Below are 22,005 nucleotides of genomic sequence, written 5' to 3' on the forward strand. Positions count from 1 at the left end.
CGCATCCGGGCCATCGACGTGGCCGGTCATGATCGACCGAGCCGGGTGGCCCAAGGGTACCGTCCGCATCACCGCGACGGCTAACTCAGGGCCGCAGCACCGATACCAGGAATTCGGTCTGGTCGTACACGGTCTGCTCGAAGACATCATCGAAGTAGACATCGAAATGCCCCACCGGATAACGCTTGACGATCGCGTGCTTGGTGCGTTCGGCCGCGCGCAGCGTCGGCTTGGGCGGTGCGATGCTGTCGTTGTCGGCGATCGCGTAGAACACCGGCATCTTCAGCGCCTTGGCCCGGCGGCCGGGGGAGTCGAACAGTGTCGATAACGCCACGCGGGCGGCGACTTTCGGTTCGTAGGTCTCGCTCTCCTCGGCGAGCCTGCCGTAACCCTCCGGCACATCCGGCGCGCTCATCAGCGCCGCCGCGCGCTTGCGACCGGCCAGCCGGATACGAACCGGCTTGCGCCGAATCGGGCCGATGAGCAGATCCGTTGCCGCGATGGTTGCGACCTTGGTCAGGCTGGTCGGCCCCTTCGCCATAGCCGAGGCCCAGCCGCTGGTGAACGGAACCTGGGCGACCACGGCCGCGATGTAGTCGTCGTCGGGCGCGACGGCCAGCACATGGCCCCCACCGAACGAGGTGCCCCACAGGGCGATTCGAGTGGCGTCGAAGCCGCGCAGCGTCCGCGCGTACGCGATGGCCGAGCGCCAGTCCTCACGCTGCCGGGCGATATGTAGTAGCTGGCGCGGCGCACCCTGGCTGGCCCCGAAATGCCGGTAGTCGAAGACCAGTACGCCCATGCCCGCGGCGGCGAACCGGCGGGCGTACCGATCCAGACCCATCTCTCGATTGCCCCCCAGACCGTGCCCCATCACCACGAGCGGGCGGGGCTTGGGGATGCCGTCGGGGGGATACAGCCAGGCAGCGCAATGCTCACTACCCGAGGGAAAACTGACCTCGACACGTTCCATAGCAACTCACCGTACTGTTTTCGGTCCGAACTGTTGCGCTCCGACCGGTGGTCACCAGGTCAGGCCATTGGTTCCGCCCCGCCCTGAAGGGCGGGGCTTTCTGGCTCATGCTGCCTGATCGCTCGGCGAGCGGTCGGGTCTTGCGCAATCAATACCAGCAGGGGCGAAACCAGCCCTGTTCAACATCACATGTGCGGAGTTCTTGTCCCTGGAGCAGGTGTGTCCGCAGGTACGAACGGCGTGATCGAAAGGTGGTTCGGCACCTTGAAATACGAGCACCTGTTCCGTGGCGTGATCGCCGACGGCGATGCCCTGGACATGGAGGTCCACCGGTTCCGACTCATCTACCACACGATCAGGCCGCACCAGCCGCTAGACGATCGAACACCCAGCGCGGCCTACACCCGCTCATGATCAGCAAAACCGCGAGATAAGCGGCATTTGCGGATGTTATCGGCTAGAGGCGTATCGCCGTACGGACAAGGTCGGCGACGGCTTTGGATCTGCTGTGTGGTGGCCAGGCGATGACGGTCGTGACGGCCGGTGCGTCCGGCACGGGCACGATGGCGTGATCGTCGCGCAGCTGGGCTCGCAGCGACTCGGGCATGAGCGCGCAGGCCCGTCCGAGCGCGATGAGCTGGGTCAACTGGGTATGGTCGCGAACCTGCGGGCCGGGGCCGTCGGGATAACTCCCATCCCGTCGAGGCCAGCGTGGCAGGGGCAGGTCCGTCAGGGCGTTGACCTCGGCCATCGACATGTGGGGTCGGTTGGCGAGGGGATGCCCCGCGGGCAGGACCAGGACCTGCTGTTCGGTGTGCAGATCCTCGGTGTCGAATCCGGCTGTCGTGTCGTAGGGCCGGTAGAGCAGAGCAACGTCGGCACGCCCGTTGCGCAGCAGGCCTTCCGGTTCGCCGGGCCCGCAGAGCATCACCTCGACTGCGACAGCGCAGGGGTCGGCGGCATAGGCGTCCAGCAGCTTCGACAACAGTTCTCTGGACGCTCCTGCCTTGGTGGCCAGCACCGCACCGGGCCGGTCGGCGGCGGCGCGGCGGGTGCGGCGCTCGGCGGCTTCGACCGCTTCGAGGGCGAGCCGGGCCTCCCGCAGCAGCACCGACCCGGCCTCGGTCAAAGTGATTGCGCGCGAAGTGCGGTGCAGCAGAACGACTCCGAGCCGCCGTTCGAGCTGCTGGATCGCCCGCGACAGCGGTGGTTGCGCGATCGCGAGCCGTTGTGCCGCCCGCCCGAAGTGCAACTCCTCGGCGACTGCGACGAAGTATCGCATCTCCCGCGTCTCCACCAGGTCATGGTATCTGGCTCTCACCACGACCGATACCCGTGCGGTATCGCCACCCACCCGATCGGTCTTGGACGCCGCAACCGGAACCGCAGCAGGATCGTCGGTGTGAGTGAACAGACGATCGCGCTGGTGACCGGCGCGAACAAGGGAATCGGATACGAGATCGCCGCTGGCCTGGGCGCGCTCGGCTGGCGAATCGGTGTGGGCGCGCGTGATCGGCAACGCCGCGACACCGCGGTGGAGAAGCTGCGCGCGGCCGGGACCGATGCGTTCGGTGTGCCGCTGGACGTGACCGACGATACGAGTGTGACCGAGGCGGCCGGTTTCATCGCCGAATACGCCGGAGGTCTGGATGTCCTGGTCAATAACGCGGCAATCGTCGGCGATCATCCTCAGACACCCACCACGGTCGATCCCGCGACCCTGCGGACCGTCGTGGAAACCAATGTGATCGGTGTCATTCGCGTTACCAACGCGATGTTGCCGATGCTGCGCGATTCCGCATCTGCGCGCATCGTAAACATGTCCAGTAGCGTCGGTTCTCTCACCCTGCAAGCCACGCCCAGTCTGCCCAGTACCGAGGTCGGTTCCTTTGCCATCACCGCATACATGGCATCGAAGACGTTTCTCAACGCCGTCACGATCCAATACGTCAAAGAGCTGAGCGACACCAATATCTTGATCAACAGCGGTTGCCCGGGTTTCACCGCCACCGACCTCAACGGTTTTCGCGGCGTCCGTACACCGCAACAGGGTGCGGCCATCGCGATTCGCCTCGCGACCCTGCCCGACGACGGCCCGACCGGAGGATTCTTCGACGACGCCGGAACGGTGCCCTGGTGACGGGCGCACCGGTGGCCACCATTCCCGTTCTCGAAGTCAGCCGCGCGTCGCTCGTCGGAGGAAAAGCACGACAATGACAAAGGCAGTCAGATACGACGAGTTCGGCGGAATCGAGGTCTTGCGGGTCGACGAGATCGACCGCCCTGTGCCCGGGGACGAGCAGGTCCTCGTGCGGGTCGAAGCGGCAGGCATCAACCCCGGTGAGGCAGCCATCCGAACCGGCGCGATGGCTGACATCTTTCCCTCGACCTTTCCGTCCGGGCAGGGCAGTGATCTCGCCGGGGTTGTCGCGGAAGTCGGCGTCGGAGTCGACCGATTCTCGGTCGGCGACGAGGTGATCGGGTTCTCCGAGAAGCGGGCCGCCCAGGCCGAGTTGGTCCTGGTCGACGTCGACAACCTCACACCCAAACCGCGCAACGTCTCATGGGAGGTGGCGGGCAGTCTGTACGTCGCCGGCGTGACGGCATGGGGCGCAGTACATTCCGTGCAACTCGACAAGGCGGAGACCGTTGTCGTCTCCGCCGCGGCCGGAGGAGTCGGCTCGCTCGCTGTTCAGCTCGCGCGCCGTGCCGGAGCCACGGTCATCGGCCTGGCGAGCCAGTACAACCACAAGTGGCTGCACAGCCACGGTGTGATCCCGGTCGTATACGGTGACGGCGTCATCGACCGGATCAAGGCCGCCGCACCGGGCGGTATCGATGCCTTCATCGACACCCACGGCGGCGGGTACGTCGAACTGGCCCTCGCTCTCGGCGTCGCGGTCGAGCGGATCGACACCATCGCCGATTTCGCAGCAGCCGCGAAGTACGGAGTCATGACCGAACCCGGAACCAACGCCAGGCCGGGCGCCGAGGTACTCGCCGAACTGGCCGCCCTGATCGCCGAGGGACACCTCGAAGTCCCGATCGCCAACGTCTACCCGTTGACACACGTCCGCCAAGCCTATACCGAACTCGAACGCCGACACACCCACGGCAAAATCGTGCTCGAGCCCTAACCGCACCAACACAATGCAGCCCGCTCCCAACGGCACTGCTCAACCGCAGTGCCGGTCAACTCTGCACCGAGGGTCGCGGTGTCGCGGCTGGTCAACTCGCTGTAGGCGTGTCGTCGCCGTTGCTACGCAAGACATTCGAGGATATGCGATTCGCTTACCGGCGGGTGTCCGGCTATGGTCGGGTCGCATTTCGCGGTACCCCGTGATCAAAGTAGGCTGAACGCTGCGGACGAGTTGGCCGGGCGGCCGCGGTGACGGGAACGGGCACGCGAGTGCCGCCGCCCGGCACCGAGGAAAGTCCGGACTCCACAGAGCAGGGCGGTTGCTAACGGCAACCCGGGGTGACCCGCGGGACAGTGCCACAGAAAACAGACCGCCCACGATCCTCCGGGATCGTGCGGTGAGGGTGAAACGGTGCGGTAAGAGCGCACCAGCGCCCCGGGTGACCGGGGCGGCTAGGTAAACCCCGCCCGGAGCAAGGTCGAAGGTCGCATCGCTCGCGATGCGGCTGCGCAGGTGTTCGAGGGTTGCTCGCCCGAGCCTGCGGGTGGACCGCTCGAGGCACCCGGCAACGGTGTGTCCAGATGGATGGCCGTCACCCGGTGCGAACCGGGGACAGGATCCGGCTTACAGGCCAACTCGTCCGCCCCCGTAATCCAGTGCTCACCGGGGCATTCGGTGCCATGATGGAAGTGGACCGTGGAGCCGGTATTCGGCGCGGTCGGACACTTCGTGCGGGGTGTAACCATGGATATTCTTGCCATTATCGGGGCGATCTTCGGGGCCGGGGCGATCGCGGGCGGGGTGCTCACCGCGATGAGCGCGCGCGTGGTCGCCCAATACGAGAAGGGGCTGGTATTCCGGTTCGGCCGGGTGGTCGGCACCCGAGATCCCGGACTGCGCATGCTGATTCCCTTCGTCGACCGGATGCGCAAGATCTCCACGCAGATCGTCACCATGCCGGTGCCCGCGCAGGACGGCATCACCCGCGACAACGTGACCGTCCGGGTCGACGCGGTGGTCTATTTCCGGGTGATCGACCCGGTCTGCGCGGTGGTGGAGGTGCAGAACTATCTGTTCGCGGTGGGACAGGTGGCCCAGACATCGCTGCGGTCGATCATCGGCAAGAGCGATCTGGACAGCCTGTTGTCCAACCGCGAGGAGTTGAACAAGGGTCTGGAGATCATGATCGATAGCCCGGCACTGAGCTGGGGCATCCACATAGATCGAGTGGAGATCAAGGATGTCTCCATCCCGGATTCGCTGAAACGCTCGATGTCGCGGCAGGCCGAGGCGGAGCGGGAACGGCGGGCGCGGGTCATCTCCGCCGAGGGCGAGTTGCAGGCGTCGAAGAAGTTGGCGCAGGCGGGCGCCCAGATGGCGGAGTCGCCGGCATCGCTACAACTGCGGCTGTTGGAGACAGTGGTTCAGGTTGCGGCGGAGAAGAATTCGACATTGGTGCTGCCGTTCCCGGTGGAACTGCTGCGCTTCCTGGAGCGCGGCACCCAGCAGGAGTCGACCGCCACCGGCACCACGCAGGCAGAGTCCGAGCCCACCCCGGCCGCACCGGAATCGACGGCACCGGAGATCGCCCCACCCGAACCGGCCCCGGCGCTCGGTCCGAGCAACACGCGCGCGACGAGCCAGGATGGTATCCGCTCGTAACACAACGGGCGTATACCGATACGGGTACGGCGACGGTCCAGCACCGTACAGCCCGCATCGGTAGCTCAACGTAAGGAAACCGGGCCGATGTCCATACTGATTCCCGTGATCTCGATCATTGTCATGATCACCGTCGGATACGTGTTGAAATACCTGCCCAATTACCTGCCGTGGCTGAAGGATTGATCAGCCCGAAAAGCTGATCAGCAGAGCATCTTCGCCATCTGGTAGATCGCCTGGGCCTCTTCCTTGGAGGCCTCGGCGCTGCCCTTCGTGCGCTTGATGACGTTTTGGACGATCTCGTCCTCGCTCTTGCCGCCCTTGATGTCCTTGCAGGTGTCGGCCAGGACGTTGCGGATCTTGGCGTCGTCTTTGCCATCGGCGAGCTTGGGGAAGGCGCTGCGGTAGCTGACGACGAACGTCCCCGCCTTGACACTGTCCAGGGATTCGGAGCCGACCGCGTTGGCCGCCGAAGTGGTTGCGGCGCCGGATGAAGAGGCGGCGGTGGAGGAGGCTTTGTCATCGCTGCAACCAGCGATGAGCAGGGCGAAGACGGCGGAGCTGGCCGCGATCGCGGCGGTAGTTCTGGTCACGGAGCGGGATGCTAGCGGCCCTCGGGAAACGCCGCCTCCCGTGTGGTTAACGGAAGGCGACGAACACCGCATCGGTGACTGTGAGGTCAGAGCGGGCCGACCATCAACACCTGAGCCCAATACGATGCCTGCTCGGGACCGAGCAGCGGCATCAGGTAATCGAAAACAATCGTTGACATCAGTGGATAACTCCCAATTGTCGACGTAGGGACGCTTGCGAATGTGCGGAGAAAGGCAAACCCCGCCACGCCGGGGAACCCTAGCAGCCACCGTGTGGCGACGCCCGGCTCGACGCGTTCGGAATTGCGATTCGGCGGGAACTGGCCTTGAACGTGATCGACGTCATAGAGTAGGCGCCGTTGGTAAGCCCCGTAGCCGGGCCGCCACGAACCCTCCCCATTCTTCGATCATGGAAGCAGGTCTGAACCTCTATGCGGATTGTTCGTTCACTGGTCGCCGGTGCGTTGATTGCCGGGGCCGCATCGGCTTTCGCCATGCTGGGCACCGGATCCGCCTCGGCGGTAGCGGTCACCCCGCTGGCGGGTGGGGTCCAGGTCGACCTCAACCCGGCCGACACCGCCTGGGTGCACCAGAATCACATCGGGCAGGCCATCGCCGGTCTGCCACATCCGTCGGCGGCGTCGTTCGGCGAGGCGCTCGACGCCGCGGCGGACGTCTCGGCCAGTGTCCCGGGCGGACGGGTGACCTTTACTGTGTACGGTCCGCTCAATGAATTGAACGGCACCATGCTGGCACTGCAGTAGCAGCACGACTGCGAAACCGTGGAACTCCACCAGCGGATCGTCTCGGCACCGGTCGATTTCGGTGCCATTCGATCCGAATTCGGATTGGCCTCGGCGTATCCCGCCGAGGCCACCGCGGCGGCCCGCGACGCAATCGACGCGTTCGCGGGCCATCGCAGTGATCGCACCGATATCCCGTTCGTCACGATCGACCCGCCCGGCGCCATGGATCTGGACCAGGCGGTGCATATCGAACGCACCGCGTCCGGCTTCACCGTGCACTACGCGATCGCCGATGTCGGCGCCGTCATCGACCCGGCTGGCCCACTGGCCAGAGAAGCGGGTATGCGCGGCCAGACCTTCTATCTCCCCGACGGCACCGTGCCGCTGCATCCGACGATCCTGTCGGAGAACTCCGCAAGCCTGCTCCCCGAACAGACCAGGCCCGCCGCCCTGTGGACCATCGAATGCGATGCGAACGCCGAACCGCACCGATTCTCCGTGGTCCGGGCGACCGTGCGCTCCCGGGCCCGGCTCGACTACGCGAGCGTCCAGGCCGACGCCGACGCGAACCGCCTGCATCCCTCGATCGCGGCCCTGCCGGAATTCGGCACGCGGCGCATCGAGGCCGGGCTGGCACGCGGCGCGATCGGGCTGCGATTGCCCGCCCAGAGCATTATCCGCGACAACAACGCCGACGGGCACTGGCGTCTCGTCGTCGAACCGCGCACCGCGGCCGATGACTGGAACGAGCAGGTTTCGCTGCTCACCGGCATGTGCGCGGCGCGAATCATGTTGAACGGCAGTGGATCCGATGGCGCACCCGATGCCGGTGCGCGCATCGCGCTCTTGCGGACCGTGCCGCCGCCCATCGAATCGGCGATCGATTCGATGCGCAGGACTGCCGCGGCGCTAAAGGTCGAATGGTCCGCGGACGAGTCCGTCGGGCGGCTGTTGGCGCGGTTGGATCCGAAGGCGCCCGCGACGCTGGTGCTGATGTCGGAAGCGACCGGGCTCTTGCGGGGTGCCGCCTATACCGTGCTCGACGGCGGCATAGACGAAGCGGCGGGTGGTTCGCCGATCGACGGTGGGCAGACAACCGGCGGCGCGGCGGCTACCGGTGGCGGGCAATCGGTTGGCGGTGGATCGACCGGCAGCGAGCAGGAGGCCGGGAGCGGCCAGGCGACCGTCGGCCCGCGATCGACGAACGGCGCTCGATCCGGGAACAATGCGCCCTACAATCTGCAGCACAGCGCGATCGGCGCGCCGTACGCACACGTGACCGCGCCGCTGCGCCGCCTCGCGGATCGGTTCGCCACCGAGATCTGTCTGGCCCGCTGCGCCGGAACCGAAGTGCCGCAATGGGTTCGCGACGGCCTGGTCCCCACCGCCGAATCGATGAAGCGCAGCGACAGCATCGCGGGCAAGGTGGAACGGGCCTGCATCGACCTGACCGAGGCCACCCTGCTCGCCGAACGCGGCGGCACGGTCTTCGATGCCGTAGTGGTGCGCGAGGCCAATGGCAGCCGCGCGGCCGAAGTCTTCGTCGCCGATCCACCCGTGGTCGGCCCCTGCCTGGGCGCGCCACCCGAGGGTTCGAAGGTCCAGGTGCGCCTGATCGCCGCCGACCCCGCGACCCGCAAGGTCGGTTTCACCTTCCCGGCCTGACCGCGCCGACTGAAGCCCGTGCGCTGCCCGAATCCACGACCCCCGTTCGCTCCCGGATTAGTCTGAACCCACGGTTGCCTTCGACGGGAGGCTCGATGCGACCTACCTGGCCGATGGCCTTGACCTGCGCGGTCGTCATGGTGGCGACCGGGTGCGGCACCTCGTCGCCGCCCGAACCGGGCCGATTGCCCTTACATCAACTCGGGCAGCTCGACCTGCCCGGCGCGGCCGTGCGATTCGACTACATGAGCCTCGACGCCGCATCCGGCTTGCTGTGGGTGGCGCATATGGGTGCGGGTGCGGTCGTCGAGATCGATATCCGCGCCCATCGCGTGGTGCGCACGATTGCCGACCTGCCCGACGTGCACGGCGTGCTCGCGGTTGCGCAGCGGCATCGAATCTTCGCGACCGCGACCGGACGCAACCAACTCGCGACCATCGACTCCGATAGCGGCACCATCCTGCGCACCTCGCCGACCGGTGACTATCCGGACGGACTCGCCTACGATCCGCGCCGCGGCGCGGTGTGGACCACCGACCAGCGCGCCGGAACCGAAACGGTTGTCGACGCCGAAACCGGAACCGTCCGTGGCACGGTGCCATTGGGTGGTGAGGTCGGCAATGTCGTCTATGACGCCGATGCCGACCGAATGATCGTGGCGGTGCAGGGCAGGACCGATCTCGCCGTCATCGATCCGCAGACGCTGAGGGTGACCGACCGGATTCCGGTACCCGGCTGCGCCGGACCACACGGTCAGGCACTGGATGCGGCCGACCGGCTGATGTTCGTCGGATGCGAGGACAATGCCCGCCTGGTCACCGTCGATCTCACCGGTCGCACCGTGATCGATGCGAACAGCGTCGGCCGGACTCCCGATGTGCTGGTCTACGACGATTCGGCCCATCGGCTGTATGTGGCCGCCGAGAGCGGGTGGGTGAGCCTGTTCGACCAGCGCGACGGCCACACCGTCGCCCTGGCATCCGCTCACCTTGCCGAGGGCGCTCATACGGTCGCCGTCGATCCGGATACTCACCACAGTTTCTTCCCACTTCCGAAGGGCCGGGGTGGTGGACCGGTGCTGTTGGAGTTCGAGCCGTCGACATAGATCGGCGGTAGATTGCGGGCAGCGTGCGATATAGCCGACCTGGGGAGCGTGCGATGACCGATCCACTGGCACTGGAGATTCGACGGCAGCGGTTGTTCGATCGGCTGCGCGAACTTCGCGGGGAACTGGCCGAGTTGGATGCGGATTACGGATCATTGCAAACCTCCGGGATGCTGGTCGATACCGAGGGCATCGGGGCGCTCACCACCCCGGCCTACTGCATCGCGGGGGCGCGGGAAGTGTTCGAGGAGGTCTCGATCGAGCTCGACGCAGCGGCCGATGCGCTCGATCGCGCGGGGGTCTACACCACCAGATTGCGTCCGGTCGTCCTGGACTGATTCGCGGCGGGCGAACCTGTCGGTGCCTGCCACTATCGTCACCTGCCATGAACCTCGCGACCGCCGCCGTCGCCGATATCGTCGACGCCATCGATCCGCTCGACGAGCTCGAACGCCAGCACATCGCGGAAACGCTGGCCTGGCTCGCCGCCACCGACGACGTATTCCGTCGAGTCGAACCCGATACGCCCCCGCGGCATCTGGTCTCCTACGTCGTGCTCGTCGACCCACAAACCCGTAGCGTCCTGCTCGGCCGCCATCGGCTGGCCGGACTGTGGCTGCCGACCGGCGGTCATATCTCGCCGGGCGAACACCCCCTGACCGCCGCCGGACGCGAGGCGGCCGAAGAGCTGGGTATCGATGCCGAGTTCACCGTCACCGGAACCGAACCACTGTTCCTCACCGTGACCACCACCATCGGAATCGACAGCGGCCATGAGGATGTCAGCCTCTGGTATGTCATCCGCGGCGACCGTACCCGCGAATACACCCTGGACCCGGGCGAATTCAGCGCGTCACGCTGGTGGGAGATCGATACCTTCGACCGCACCGACGCCGACCCGCACTTCACCCGCTTCCTGGCGAAGCTCGAACCCGTACTCCCCGAACCGATGCCGGACCGGTAGGCACTACCGTTCGATGTCCTCGGGCCCGACGTATTCGATGCCGGTGACGATATCGGGCAGGATTCTGGTCACCCGATCGCCCGCCCCGACCGTGCGCTCGGGCAAGAACTGCTGATAGTGCAAGATTTCGTGTTGGTCGCGGACGGTGTCGGCAATGCCGGTCACGATCACACACCAGCCAAGGGAGGTTTCGTGATCGATCGTGTCCACCTCATAGGCGACCACCTGGCGATCGAGCGAACTGGTTGTCGCGGAGTCGGCGTAGAGCACCAGTTGGTCATCGACAACCGCATGGCTGACCGGCCGAATAGCGGGTAAGGCGTAGCGCGAGAACGCAACACGACCGAATCCGATCGTGCCGAGCAGATGCAGCGACGCATCGACCGACAGTTCGCGTGACTCCCGCACACCGTTTACTGTCATCCCTCCATTGTCCACCCGTTCGCCACGCGAAGCAGCCCCCTAATCGATCAGCACACCACATGCGGAGCTCGGGCGCGATGAATGCGGAATCAATGGGTTCTAGATCCTGTTGTGTACCAAGCGATTACCGTATGGGTACAACGAAAAGTGGTACAGAAGTATGGAATTCCCCGGAGAGCCGATCCTTGCCGCAGTATCGTGCGCATTAGAATACCCACGTCTCCGGGTCCCGAAGCGTGGCCACCAAAACGATCAGATGACTCAGGAGGAATGTTATGCCCGACAATGCGCGGTCGAGCGCGCAGAGCGACACCCGTCGACTTCCCGGCAGCCGCATGGGCATCAGTAGAGGCCCCCGACGCAAGCCGCGACGATCCTTCGTCCCCGCCAGCGAACTCTCCGCAGGTGCGAGCGCATTCGCCGATTCCAGCGATCGGCTGGTGCGTCGCCTCTTCGATGTCGGACTCCGACTACATAAGCTCCGCGTCGTCTTCGATCGGCGCGATCCGAGCTCAGCCGAATTGCAGACGACCAGCGATGCCATCGCCGAAATGCTCGACGATCTGGACAGCCTCATCCGCGAAACCGGACTGGCCATGCTCGAACTCGCCCGTGAACGACATGCGGAGCCACCACATCAGCCCCACACCGAAACGACGCGCGACGACCGGATGACCAACCGCACCGGACGACTGCGTTGAATCCGCCGCTGCTCAGGCCGACGGCCCGATGTCGCGCTGCCGACGACTCGACATGAGCCCGCGCCTATCGCTCAGCATGGGCACCGTTGGATGGGCACGCGACTGCTGTTCGTCGCCGAGCACGGTGATCGCGTCGTCGGCTGCGCGGGCATCATCACCGAGACCGAGCCGCCCACGGTGGTATCGGTCTGGGTGAATCCCTGTGCGCGCGGTCGGGGTACATCGGATCTCCTGCTGGCCGCCACGATCAATTGGGCTCGCGAACTCGGTCATCACCACCTGCGACTCTGCGTCATCGTCGGCAATCAGCACGCCGAACGCCTATACCTGCGAACAGGTTTCACCTTCACCGGATGCGAACAGCGTTGCGCCGATGACGATCCGCGCATGGAGCGCGAAATGGTCATCGCACTGGCTTCCGAACCACCGCACCCAACACCCCATCAAGGTCGAGGTTGACGTCGCACTCACAGCCCGGCCCGGCGCACCCCATGGGCCTGCAGCCCCGCGAATAGCGCAACCCACAGCGCTCCGATCAGCAGGAACACCATCCCGAGCGCGGTCAGCTCCAGCACACCGGAGAATGCCGACACCACCAGCGTTACCGCCGATACCGCGTTGACGCCGATGACCGCACTCGCGTGGCCCGGCACCAGCTCCGGATATCCGGCAATGAGCAGCAGCGCGAGCCCGCCGCCGATCATCGCGACAGCGAATGGAATGGACCAGGCCGTCGGCAGCCCGAGCGGTCCGCTCAGCGCCGCCGCACCGGCCAGCATGACGACGCCGAAGGCCCCGGTTCCCCATCCGTCCAGGCACAGCACCGTCCGCAAGAAATCGGTGTCCGACGCGGGCCGGGCGCTGCGTGTCGACGCGCTCATATCCTTCTCCTGAGGTCGATCCCTGGCAGCCGATCGGCTCCCGGCACCGACCATGCCCGGTGCGAGGTACAGGTCTCAATAACCTCCGAGGTCATGGCCGAGCGCAGGCGACGCTGACTAGCCTGCTCGGGTGGCATCAACTCGGACGAACACACGTGTCGGCGCACTGCTGCGCGACTGGCGGCAGCGACGCAGGCTCAGTCAGCTCGACCTGGCGCTATCGGCGGACAGTTCCGCGCGGCACATCTCCTACGTGGAGACCGGACGGGCCACACCGAGTCGGGCCATGATCCTGCGGCTCTGCGATGCACTGGAGGTGCCGCTGCGCGAGCGCAATACCCTGCTGCTGGCCGCCGACTACGCGCCCGCGTACCGGGAGAGCAGTCTCGATGACGCGGGCCTGGCCTCGGTCCGTTCCGCGCTCGACATCATGCTCACCGCGCACGAGCCCTATCCGGCGGTCGTGGTGGACCGGCTGTGGCATGTGGTCGGTGAAAACGCCGCGATGGGCCTGTTCATGACCGGCATCCCCGACGAACTGCTGCTGCCGCGGCCCAATGTCTATCGGCTGGTGCTGCATCCCGATGGCCTCTCGGGCCGACTCGCCAACCTGACCCAGGTGCGGGAGTTGTTCCTGGAGCGACTGTCCCGCCAGGTCAATGCGACCGGCGACGCCGAGCTGCGGGCACTGTACGACGAGGTCGTCGCCTATCCCCTGCCGCCGGACTACCACGAAGACCCGGATAACGATGCGGCACAACCGAGTCCGTTCGAGGTTCCGCTGCGCATCCGGACGCCGTTGGGCGAACTGCGCATGTTCAGCACCATGGCCACCTTCGGCGCGCCCGCCGATATCACGCTCTCCGAGCTCGCGATCGAATTGTTCTATCCCCTGGACGCATTCACCGCCGACGCCCTGCGCGGGCTCGCGGCGGTGAACTCCACATCGGGTCAGATGGGCTGGAATCCGCTGCCGACACCACCGGTGGCGTCCACGGCCTGGAGGATCTGATCGATCGGCGCGAAAAATGCCGGTGAGTGAACGGGATTCGCGCCCAAGGTGCACGGAATATTGAATCCGAGGCCGCCGAGGCTGGTCAGCCGCCCCTGATTCATACCGACCAGTCGATCACCCACCGTGACCGGACCACCGGAATCGCCGGGCCTGGAACAGGACTGGTTGATAACGCTGCCCTCCAGCGTGCCCCACACGATGCCGCAGTCGATTCCGCCGGTGCGCCCGCTCGTACACACCGGTTCACCGGGGGCGGGCGCGGCGCCGAACCCGGCGATGGTGGTCGGGCCGATATTGCGCGCGGGCGTGACCTTCGCCGGATCGAATTCCAGCACCGCGAAGTCCAGGCCCGCGCCCTCATCGGAGTACGCGACGGTGCCGATCACCCCGGTGTCCAGGAACTGCTCGGCGCCCAGTCGCGCGCCGGTCGGGGCGCAGTGTCCGGCGGTCAGCCCGACCAGTCGCCCGGCGCTGTCGTAGCCGATGGCGGTCAGCGAACACACCGCATTGCTATCGAAGACCAGACCGGTACCTCCGCCGACCACGACATTTCCCGCCGCTTGCGCGGTACCGGCCCCCGCGAAACCCACCGCGGCCGTGGCCAGTGCGAGCATTGCGAACTTCAATGGCAACTACTCTCTCTCGAAAAGCGCTGGCCGACATCGGAATCGACTCAGGCGTCGGCCGACCGCACACGCGATGAAGCGCCACCCCGATGGCTGCGGCCACCTCGAAACTGTAGTTCACCATGACGGGAACCACGCCTGCCACTGCGCCGAACCCGACCGTTATGCGGGTCGTCGCGCATAACGGTCTAGTCGCATCGGTCAGGCGTCGAGCATTTCGGCGCCCAGCTCCCGATCCAGATCCGGATCCGCCGCCGCCAGCGCGGCGTCCAACTGCACGGCGACCTCACCGACATGCGGTTCGGTCATCATGTGCAGGTGATCGCCCGGCACCGGCACCAGCGTGAAGCGCCGGGCCGCGTACTGCTGCCACCCGTTGTTCGCGCTGTCGAACATGCTGCCCACCGCCTGGTGCGCGATATCGACACCGGGCGGCAGCCCCTGTTCGGCCCGCAGCAGGGTGATATCGCGGTCGTAGGGTTCGAGCCGGTATTCCAGCAGCGCCGTGTAATTGGCGTAGAACACCTCGTAGAGCCTGCGGATCGCCTGCGGTGAGCTGTCGGCGGGCAGGATCGCGGACCGGATCGCCTCGGCGAGCATCGCCTCGAACAGTTCCTCGGAACCGTGCACATCGGGTTCGAAATCGACGAGCGCGGCCTGGTTTCCGCGGGCGTACCACAGCAATTCGAGGAAGAACCAGCGGATGAGCTGTTCCTCGGCGATCGGTTCGCGGGCCTGCTGCCGCAGCGCCATGGTGTCGAGCAAGGTCACGCTGGCCACTTCGTGCTCGGGCAGTTGACGCGCCATTTCGAGTGCCACATTGCCGCCGAAGGACCAGCCCGCCAGATGGTAGGGCCCCTCGGGGTGCACTCGGCGCACCGCCGCAAGATAGGACTGCGCCATCGCGACGATCGACTTCTCCGGCGTACTGCCCGGGTCCGCCCCCGCGGCCTGCAGGCCATAGATCGGCCGATCCGGATCGAGATAGCGGGAAAGGGCCAAGTAGCACAGCACATTTCCGCCGATCGGATGCACCAGGAACAGCGGCGGCTTATGACCGCCGACGCTGATCGACACCAAGGGGTCGAAGGTGCGCTGGGCATTGCCGGAGCGGATCAGCGCCGCGAGTTCGGTGGCCGTGGGCGCACCGATGAACGAATCCAGCGGCAACTCGACGCCGAAGCGCCGGGACAGCCCCATCACCACCCGCATGGCGCCGATGGAGGTGCCGCCGGAGGCGAAGAAATCGTCGTCGAGTCCGATCGAGCGCAGACCGGCGTATTCGGCCAGCAGTTCGACGGCAGCGCGTTCGTATTCATCGGCCGGTTCCCGCTGTGCGGCAACCGATTCCGGCACGACATCGATGATCGAGCGCAATGCGCCGTCGTCGCGCTTACCACTGGGCGTGCGGGGCAGTTCGTCGAGGAAGACGAACCGGGACGGCACCATATGCGCGGGCAGTACCCCGCGCAGATCGTGGCGCAGCGCGGCCAGATCGGTCTGCTCGGCGTCGCCGACCAGGAATGCGATCAGGGCACCATCGATTCCACCGAAACCCCGTGCCACCACGGCGGTCTCGGTGATGGTCGGGTACTTCTCGACCAGCCCGAGAATGCACAGCTCCACCTCGGCGGGCTCCACGCGGAAGCCGCGGATCTTCACCTGACTGTCACTGCGACCGAGGCAGACCAGATCACCGGAGGCCAGCCGGACACCGAGATCGCCGGTGCGGTAGAGGATCGCGCCGCCGTGGGCGGCCACGAAACGCTGCGCGGTCAATCCCGCCCGGCCCTGGTAGCCGAGCGCGAGAGAACGGCCACCCAGGTAGATCTCACCGATCACGCCGTCGGCCACGGGACGCAGTGCGCCGTCGAGCAATTCGACGGTATCGCCGTCGACCGGACGGCCGATGGGCGGCAGCGGCGGATAGTCATCGGGCGAGCCGGTGAGCGCGCAGGTGGTCGCGACATGGGATTCCGTTGGACCGTACTGGTTTTCCAGCAGCAGGCCCGGTACCACCTTGCACAGCGCGCGGATCTCGTCGGTGATGCGCAGCTGCTCACCGGAGGAGGCGAGCACCTTCAGGCTGACCGGGAACATCCGCCGGGCCACCACGGCCTCGGCGAAGGCCTGCAATGCGACGTAGGGCAGGAACAGTCGCTCGATGCCCTCCGCGACAACGGTATTCAGCAGTTCCTCGACATTGGAGCGCAGGTCCACCGAACTGACCCGCAGTGTGGAACCCGCGGCCAAGGTGGTGAAGATCTCCTGGAACGACACGTCGAAGCTCAAGGGCGCCAATTGCAGTGTGCTGGCCAGATCCATGCCCGATGCACTGCGGTTCTGCCAGTCCACCAGTGTGGTCAGCCCGCGATGCGGCATGGCGACGCCCTTGGGTTCGCCGGTGGAGCCGGAGGTGAACAGCACATAGGCGACCGCATCGGGTGAGATATGTTCCGGGACTGCGGCCTCGGCATGACTGTCGGCGCCTGCCGGGTCGAACAGTTCGGCGGTGTCCAGCACCAGCGCGGCATCGTCGACGATATCGGCGTAGTCGGCGTCGGCGATCACCCGGTGCGGGTCGGCGCGGTCGATCATCAGGTTCAGCCGGGAGCGCGGATAGCTGACATCGAGCGGCACGCAGGCCGCGCCGAGCCGCATGAGCGCGAGCACCAGCAGCACCAACTCCGGGCGACGGCCCATCAGAATGCCGATGCGATCGCCGGTCCGAATGCCGAAACCGCTGAGCCGCCGGACAAGCTGATCACTGCGCTCGATCAGTTCGTCGTAGGTGATACCGGATTCGTCGCCCTGGACGGCGACGGTATCCGGATTGAGCGCGGCCGCGTCGGCGACCAGCGTGCCGATATCGCGCGCCGTCGCCGGACCGGTGCTGCGATCGATCGCGGCATCGGGATCGGCGACGATGCCCGCCAGCATGCGCAGCTGGGTGACCGCGACGGTTTCGCACTGATCCCGGGTCAGCGTGTGATCACCGTTGACCCGCACCCACATTCGGCCATCGCGCGGATCGTTGGCCACGGTCACCAGCAGCTGGAAGTTGGTGTCCTCGCGAACGTCGAAGTCGCGCAGTGCGACGCCGTCCGCGCCGACGATCGGCGCGAAGAGGTGATAGTTGATGAAGTTGAACGCGGTCTCGAAGGCCGGGGCGCCATCGGCCAGCATCGATCGCAGCGGATAGCGCCGGTGCGGATACGCCTCACGCTCCCGACGCGCGATCTGGTCGACGGCCGCGCGCCAGGTCGTCGCGGTATCGTCGAGCCGCATCGGCAGGGTGTTGAGGAACAGGCCCGCAATGCTTTCCGCGCCCGCCCGGTCCGGACGGCCGTGGCTGACGACGCCGGTGGTGATATCGGCGCGGCCGGTCACCGTGCGCAGCGTCAGGCAGTGCGCCGCCAGGTAGACGGCCTTCTCCGGCACCTGGTGCCGGGCGGCGAAGGCGGTCACCCGCTCGGCGAGCCGACGCGGCACCACCGCACTGGCCCGCGGTTCCTCCGCCCCGGCGCCCTCGTGCACACCCAATGCGGTCAGCGCGGTCGGTTCGGCGCCCGCCAGCGCGTCCCGCCAGAACGCACGGGCCGAATCATCATGTGCCGCGGCGATTTCGGCCTGTGCGTATTCGGCGAGCACGGTGGTCGCATGCGAGGTGTCAGCGACAGCGGTTTCGATCAACCCCAACGTGTTCAGGTAGTCGAGCAACAGCTCGAGCACCGCTGTCGCGACGCTCCACCCATCGAGGATCGCGTGATGGAAACTGAGCACCAGATCGACAGTCTGGCCAGCGCTTTCGGATGGACGCAGGAACACCCGCACGGCGTACAGCGGTGCGCGGTCGAGGTCGTAGTGGGCGTGCCTGCGCTCCTGGGTGTAGTCCTCGACCTCTTGATCGGCGAGTACCGGATCGAGATCGGAGACATCCACGATCTCCAGCTCGTATTCGACCGCGGTGTGCACGACCTGCAGTGGCACCGAATACTTGCTGAGCTCGAACGATGAACGCAAAGCGGGCTGACGGCGCACCAGCCGGTCGAATGCGGCGCGGAATCGCGCGCCATCCCATGGCATTTCGAACCGGTAGCGGAACACGTCCTTGTAGGTCACCGAATCGGCGCGCTCGATGCTGTGGAAGAGCATGCCCAGCTGTAGGGCGGTGGCCGGGAAGGCGTCCTCGGCCTGGTGCAGGGCAGCGCGGTCGATCAGCGGTACCGTCTCCAGCGCCGTCGCGATCCGAATCCGGTTGCCGTCCGGACCATCCGAGACGATCTCGGCCAGCTCGGCGATGGTCGGATGCTGGTAGAAGGCGTCCACATCGAAATACATACCGGCCCGCTCGGCGGCGGTGCGCACAGATAGCGCGAGTATCGAGTCGCCGCCGTGGGTAAAGAAGTTGTCGTGTACACCGATGGAGCCGATACCGAGCACGGTCCGCCAGACCTCTGCCAGCTCGGCCTCGACCGGTGTGCGCGGTTCGACCGCGCCGCCGACGCCCACCTGCTCGGCGGTCGCCGCCTCGCGGGCCAGCGCCTTGCGATCGGCCTTGCCGTTGCGGGTCAACGGAATCCGGTCCACCCGCAGCAGCCGGGTCGGAATCAGGTAGCGGGGCAGGCGGGTCGCGATCTGTTCGGCGATCTCCTCGCCGGTCACCGCATCGCCGACGAAGTAGCCGACCAGATGCAGTCCGTGGGTGTCGGACTGCTCGTCCACGACAGCCGCGGCGCGTACGCCCCGGCAGCCCAGGATCGCGTTGTGCACCTCGCCGAGGGTGATCCGGTTGCCGCGGATCTTCACCTGATCGTCGAAGCGGCCCAGGAACTCCAGGCTGCCATCGGCCAGCCAGCGCGCCAGATCGCCGGTGCGGTAGCGGCGGCGGCCGGGCACGGACAGATCGTCGACGAAGGCGGCGGCGGTCAGCTCGGGGCGGCCGCGATAGCCGCGGGCGAGGCCGACACCGGCGATATTGAGTTCACCGGGCACCCCGATGGGCATCCGGCGACCGGATTCATCCAGGACCAGCAGATCGATATTGTCGATCGGGCGGCCGATGGGCACCAGATCGAGTGCATCGCCGGTGTCCGGGATATCGAAATACGAGACATCGACGGTGGCTTCGGTCGGACCGTAGAGGTTCACCAGCTGCGGCGGCCGCTGGCCGACCGCGGTGAAGGCCGCGTGAAAGCGGCGGACCAGGGCGGGCGGCAGCGCCTCACCACTGCAGAACACCCGGCGCAGACCGGCGATGCGCGGCACGATCGTGCGATCGGCCGTCAGCTCGTCCACGAAGGCCGCCAACATCGACGGCACGAAATGCATGACGGTCACCCCATGCGCCTCGATGGCCTCGGCGATGCGGCGCGGGTCGCGCTCGCCGCCGACCTCGAGCAGTGCGACCTCGGCCCCGGTAATGGCCCACCAGAACAATTCCCACACCGAGACATCGAAGGTGACCGGCGTCTTCTGCAAGATGACATCGTCGGCGGTCAGCGGATAGCGGCGCTGCATCCAGGTCAGCCGGTTGACCACCGAGCGGTGTTCGATCATCACGCCCTTGGGCACGCCGGTCGAGCCCGAGGTGTAGATCAGATAGCTCAGATCGTGGGGATGCGAGACGTTTTCGACGGTGCCCGGCACGGTGTCGGACACCGTGACGCGGGTGACGCCGAGGTCGGCGTAGACCCGCGCGTGCTCGTGTCCGGCGACCACGAACCGCGCATCGCAGTCCGCGAGCACCGTCTGGATGCGCGCCGCCGGATATTCCGGATCGAGCGGCACATAGGCGCAACCGGCGCGCAGGATGCCGAGCACCGCGATCAACATATCCGTGGAACGGGGCAGGACCACCGGAATGCATTCGTTGCCGGTGGCGCCGAGCTCGTGCAGCCGGGCCGCGAAACCATCCACCAGACCGGACAATTGGGCGTAGGTCAGCCGCCGTTCACCGGAACCGGCGGCGGGCACGATGGCCACCCGCTCCGGATGCTCGGCGGCCTGTTCGGTGAAGAGCCGATCGATGGTGGTGTACGGGAACTCGTTGCGCGGCCCCGCCTCCAAGGCGGTCACGTCGGCACGCATCCGCTCCGACAGCAACGGCAGCGCGCCCACCGGGGTCTCCGGCCGGTCCAGCGATGCGCTGACCAGCTCGCCGACGCCGCGCAGCGCCGATTCGATCGGGAAGCTCGCGTCGAAAACGTCGCGGTCGTAGAACAACTGGAGGCTGATCGAGCCGTCCCTGCCGTTCTCCGCGGTGACGATGGTGAGCGCGTTGGTCACCGAACCCGGGTTGTGTACCGTCCACTTCGAGAGCAGCTCGTGGACGTAGTCGGCATCGGGCAGTTTGGTGTGGGAGAAGGCCACGTCGTACAACGGCGGCGCGGCCGGATCCGGATTCAGCGCGCGGGTCAGCTCACCGTAGGGGAATCGCTGATGCTTCTTCAGCTTCCGAATCTGCTGGGTCACCTGCTCCGCGATTGCCGCGAGCGGCACATCCCGATCGACGCGCACCGGCAGCGGGACGACATTGGCTCGGTGCCCCTGTGTGCGGTACGTCTCCGCGGAATGCCGGTTCAGCATCGGGCAGCCGATCACCACCTGGTCGGTGCGGTGGATCGTCGCGAGATAGGTCGCCACCGCCGCGGTCAAGTAGGCGAAGACGGTGACACCGGTGGCGCGGACACGGTCGAGGTACTCCCCCGAAATCATCGTGCTGTAGTGCCCGCGTGCGATTCTCGGCGAGTTGGTCCGGTTGCCGAACAGCGCTGGCTCGACGCCGTCGAGCGCGGCGAGCAGTCCGTCGCGGTCGGCCTGGTACTGCTCGGAGGCCCGGTATGCCTCGTCGTCCTCGACGATCCGCCGGTAGGTGGCCACCGAGCGATCGGTGTGCTCATTGGCCGGTTCCGGTACCGCGAGCTGGTCGAGCGGAACGTCTTTCATCTTGTAGCTGGTATCGAGCATGGCAATGACCGGATTCATGCCATAGCCGTCGGCCAGCGCGTGATGGACCGAGATGTAGAGGAAGAACCGGTCCGGCCGGTCCACCACCGCGGCCAGCCGGGCGGGCCGCTCCGGCCGCTCCGGTGCGCCGACCTCGCGCCACAGCCACTCCTGAGCCGCGGTCTCGGGATCCGGCGCACCGGTCAGATCGATGACCTCGACCTGCGGAATATCATCGGAAATCCCTTGGCGGAATTCGCCGTTGTCGAATGCGAAGCGCAGCCGCAGCGCGACATCGCTCATCAGGGTCCGCTGCCAGCACGCCTGCAGCCGCTCGATATCCAGCGGCTCATCCATGCGCAGGCTATAGGTCTGTTGGGCAACGGGTTCGGGCGCCAACCGGAATGCCAGGCCGAGGACATCGCGCTGATACGCGCTGACCGGCCAGGCCTCGGTGGATCTTTCAGGGGTTGCGCTGATTTCGGACGTCACAGTCACTCCTATCGCGACGATCGCGGCACATACCGTGCGCAAACCTGTCCAGGACCCACCCCTGTCGACG

19 protein-coding genes and 1 other RNA gene are annotated in these 22,005 nt (G+C 66.5%); 13 read left to right on the forward strand and 7 right to left on the reverse strand.

Annotated elements, in window-relative coordinates; genetic code table 11:
• Positions 1–85: 85 nt before the first annotated feature.
• Positions 86–973: an alpha/beta hydrolase gene (locus ACQP0C_RS30165; protein ID WP_433725374.1), complete on the reverse strand. Its 888-nt coding sequence runs from the start codon at positions 971–973 to the stop codon at positions 86–88.
• Between the two features lie 219 nt (positions 974–1,192).
• On the opposite strand from ACQP0C_RS30165, the gene ACQP0C_RS30170 reads away from it, so the two are divergent.
• Complete coding sequence (locus ACQP0C_RS30170; protein ID WP_433725376.1) at positions 1,193–1,387, forward strand: integrase core domain-containing protein; 195 nt, start codon at positions 1,193–1,195, stop codon at positions 1,385–1,387.
• Positions 1,388–1,430: 43 nt separating this feature from the next.
• On the opposite strand, the gene ACQP0C_RS30175 is transcribed toward ACQP0C_RS30170, so the two are convergent.
• Positions 1,431–2,270 carry a LysR family transcriptional regulator gene (locus ACQP0C_RS30175; protein ID WP_433725378.1) on the reverse strand — a complete coding sequence of 280 codons (840 nt, stop codon included), beginning with the start codon at positions 2,268–2,270 and terminating at the stop codon, positions 1,431–1,433.
• Between the two features lie 105 nt (positions 2,271–2,375).
• On the opposite strand from ACQP0C_RS30175, the gene ACQP0C_RS30180 reads away from it, so the two are divergent.
• The 4 genes from ACQP0C_RS30180 to ACQP0C_RS30195 all read left to right on the forward strand — a co-directional run bounded on the left by ACQP0C_RS30180 (position 2,376) and on the right by ACQP0C_RS30195 (position 5,775).
• The gene (locus ACQP0C_RS30180; protein ID WP_433725380.1) at positions 2,376–3,113 is read left to right on the forward strand and encodes an SDR family oxidoreductase; all 738 of its coding nucleotides are present in this window, start codon (positions 2,376–2,378) and stop codon (positions 3,111–3,113) included.
• Positions 3,114–3,186: 73 nt separating this feature from the next.
• A complete protein-coding gene (locus tag ACQP0C_RS30185) occupies positions 3,187–4,110 on the forward strand; it encodes an NADP-dependent oxidoreductase (RefSeq protein ID WP_433725382.1) in 924 nt (307 codons plus the stop codon).
• A gap of 230 nt (positions 4,111–4,340) precedes the next feature.
• Positions 4,341–4,756, forward strand: an RNA gene (gene rnpB, locus ACQP0C_RS30190) — RNase P RNA component class A.
• A 101-nt stretch (positions 4,757–4,857) separates the two neighbouring features.
• A complete protein-coding gene (locus ACQP0C_RS30195; RefSeq protein WP_433725383.1) occupies positions 4,858–5,775 on the forward strand; it encodes a slipin family protein in 918 nt (305 codons plus the stop codon).
• 203 nt (positions 5,776–5,978) lie between these two features.
• Here the strand turns inward: ACQP0C_RS30195 and ACQP0C_RS30200 are convergent, their stop codons facing one another.
• A complete protein-coding gene (locus ACQP0C_RS30200) occupies positions 5,979–6,368 on the reverse strand; it encodes a hypothetical protein (RefSeq protein WP_433725385.1) in 390 nt (129 codons plus the stop codon).
• Between the two features lie 431 nt (positions 6,369–6,799).
• Here ACQP0C_RS30200 and ACQP0C_RS30205 point away from each other — a divergent pair, with 431 nt between their 5' ends.
• From ACQP0C_RS30205 to ACQP0C_RS30225, 5 genes are all read left to right on the forward strand, one after another.
• On the forward strand, positions 6,800–7,132 hold the full coding sequence (locus ACQP0C_RS30205) for a hypothetical protein (RefSeq protein ID WP_433725387.1): 333 nt from the start codon (positions 6,800–6,802) through the stop codon (positions 7,130–7,132).
• Between the two features lie 18 nt (positions 7,133–7,150).
• Entirely contained in the window at positions 7,151–8,779 is a 1,629-nt protein-coding gene (locus ACQP0C_RS30210; RefSeq protein ID WP_433725389.1) for an RNB domain-containing ribonuclease, read from the forward strand.
• Positions 8,780–8,874: 95 nt separating this feature from the next.
• Positions 8,875–9,885, forward strand: coding sequence for a YncE family protein (locus ACQP0C_RS30215; protein WP_433725390.1), 1,011 nt, complete (start codon positions 8,875–8,877; stop codon positions 9,883–9,885).
• Between the two features lie 53 nt (positions 9,886–9,938).
• Positions 9,939–10,223: a hypothetical protein gene (locus tag ACQP0C_RS30220; RefSeq protein ID WP_433725392.1), complete on the forward strand. Its 285-nt coding sequence runs from the start codon at positions 9,939–9,941 to the stop codon at positions 10,221–10,223.
• A gap of 47 nt (positions 10,224–10,270) precedes the next feature.
• Positions 10,271–10,849: an NUDIX hydrolase gene (locus ACQP0C_RS30225; RefSeq protein WP_433725394.1), complete on the forward strand. Its 579-nt coding sequence runs from the start codon at positions 10,271–10,273 to the stop codon at positions 10,847–10,849.
• Positions 10,850–10,852: 3 nt separating this feature from the next.
• On the opposite strand, the gene ACQP0C_RS30230 is transcribed toward ACQP0C_RS30225, so the two are convergent.
• On the reverse strand, positions 10,853–11,272 hold the full coding sequence (locus ACQP0C_RS30230) for a pyridoxamine 5'-phosphate oxidase family protein (RefSeq protein ID WP_433725396.1): 420 nt from the start codon (positions 11,270–11,272) through the stop codon (positions 10,853–10,855).
• A gap of 275 nt (positions 11,273–11,547) precedes the next feature.
• Here ACQP0C_RS30230 and ACQP0C_RS30235 point away from each other — a divergent pair, with 275 nt between their 5' ends.
• Both ACQP0C_RS30235 and ACQP0C_RS30240 read left to right on the forward strand, forming a co-directional pair.
• Positions 11,548–11,973: a hypothetical protein gene (locus ACQP0C_RS30235; RefSeq protein ID WP_433725398.1), complete on the forward strand. Its 426-nt coding sequence runs from the start codon at positions 11,548–11,550 to the stop codon at positions 11,971–11,973.
• A 90-nt stretch (positions 11,974–12,063) separates the two neighbouring features.
• Positions 12,064–12,432, forward strand: coding sequence for a GNAT family N-acetyltransferase (locus ACQP0C_RS30240; protein ID WP_433725400.1), 369 nt, complete (start codon positions 12,064–12,066; stop codon positions 12,430–12,432).
• Positions 12,433–12,440: 8 nt separating this feature from the next.
• Here ACQP0C_RS30240 and ACQP0C_RS30245 read toward each other — a convergent pair whose 3' ends face one another.
• Entirely contained in the window at positions 12,441–12,854 is a 414-nt protein-coding gene (locus tag ACQP0C_RS30245) for a hypothetical protein (RefSeq protein WP_433725402.1), read from the reverse strand.
• Between the two features lie 130 nt (positions 12,855–12,984).
• Between ACQP0C_RS30245 and ACQP0C_RS30250 the strand changes: the two genes are divergently transcribed.
• Positions 12,985–13,866: a helix-turn-helix domain-containing protein gene (locus ACQP0C_RS30250; protein WP_433725404.1), complete on the forward strand. Its 882-nt coding sequence runs from the start codon at positions 12,985–12,987 to the stop codon at positions 13,864–13,866.
• On the opposite strand, the gene ACQP0C_RS30255 is transcribed toward ACQP0C_RS30250, so the two are convergent.
• Both ACQP0C_RS30255 and ACQP0C_RS30260 read right to left on the reverse strand, forming a co-directional pair.
• Positions 13,806–14,501, reverse strand: a complete 696-nt coding sequence (locus tag ACQP0C_RS30255) for a S1 family peptidase (protein ID WP_433725406.1) — start codon at positions 14,499–14,501, stop codon at positions 13,806–13,808. The two genes, ACQP0C_RS30250 and ACQP0C_RS30255, sit on opposite strands and share 61 nt — an antisense overlap.
• Positions 14,502–14,696: 195 nt before the next feature.
• Positions 14,697–21,935, reverse strand: coding sequence for an amino acid adenylation domain-containing protein (locus ACQP0C_RS30260; protein ID WP_433725408.1), 7,239 nt, complete (start codon positions 21,933–21,935; stop codon positions 14,697–14,699).
• Positions 21,936–22,005 lie beyond the last annotated feature (70 nt).

Source organism: Nocardia sp. CA-129566 (genome assembly GCF_050956075.1).
GTDB lineage: Bacteria > Actinomycetota > Actinomycetes > Mycobacteriales > Mycobacteriaceae > Nocardia.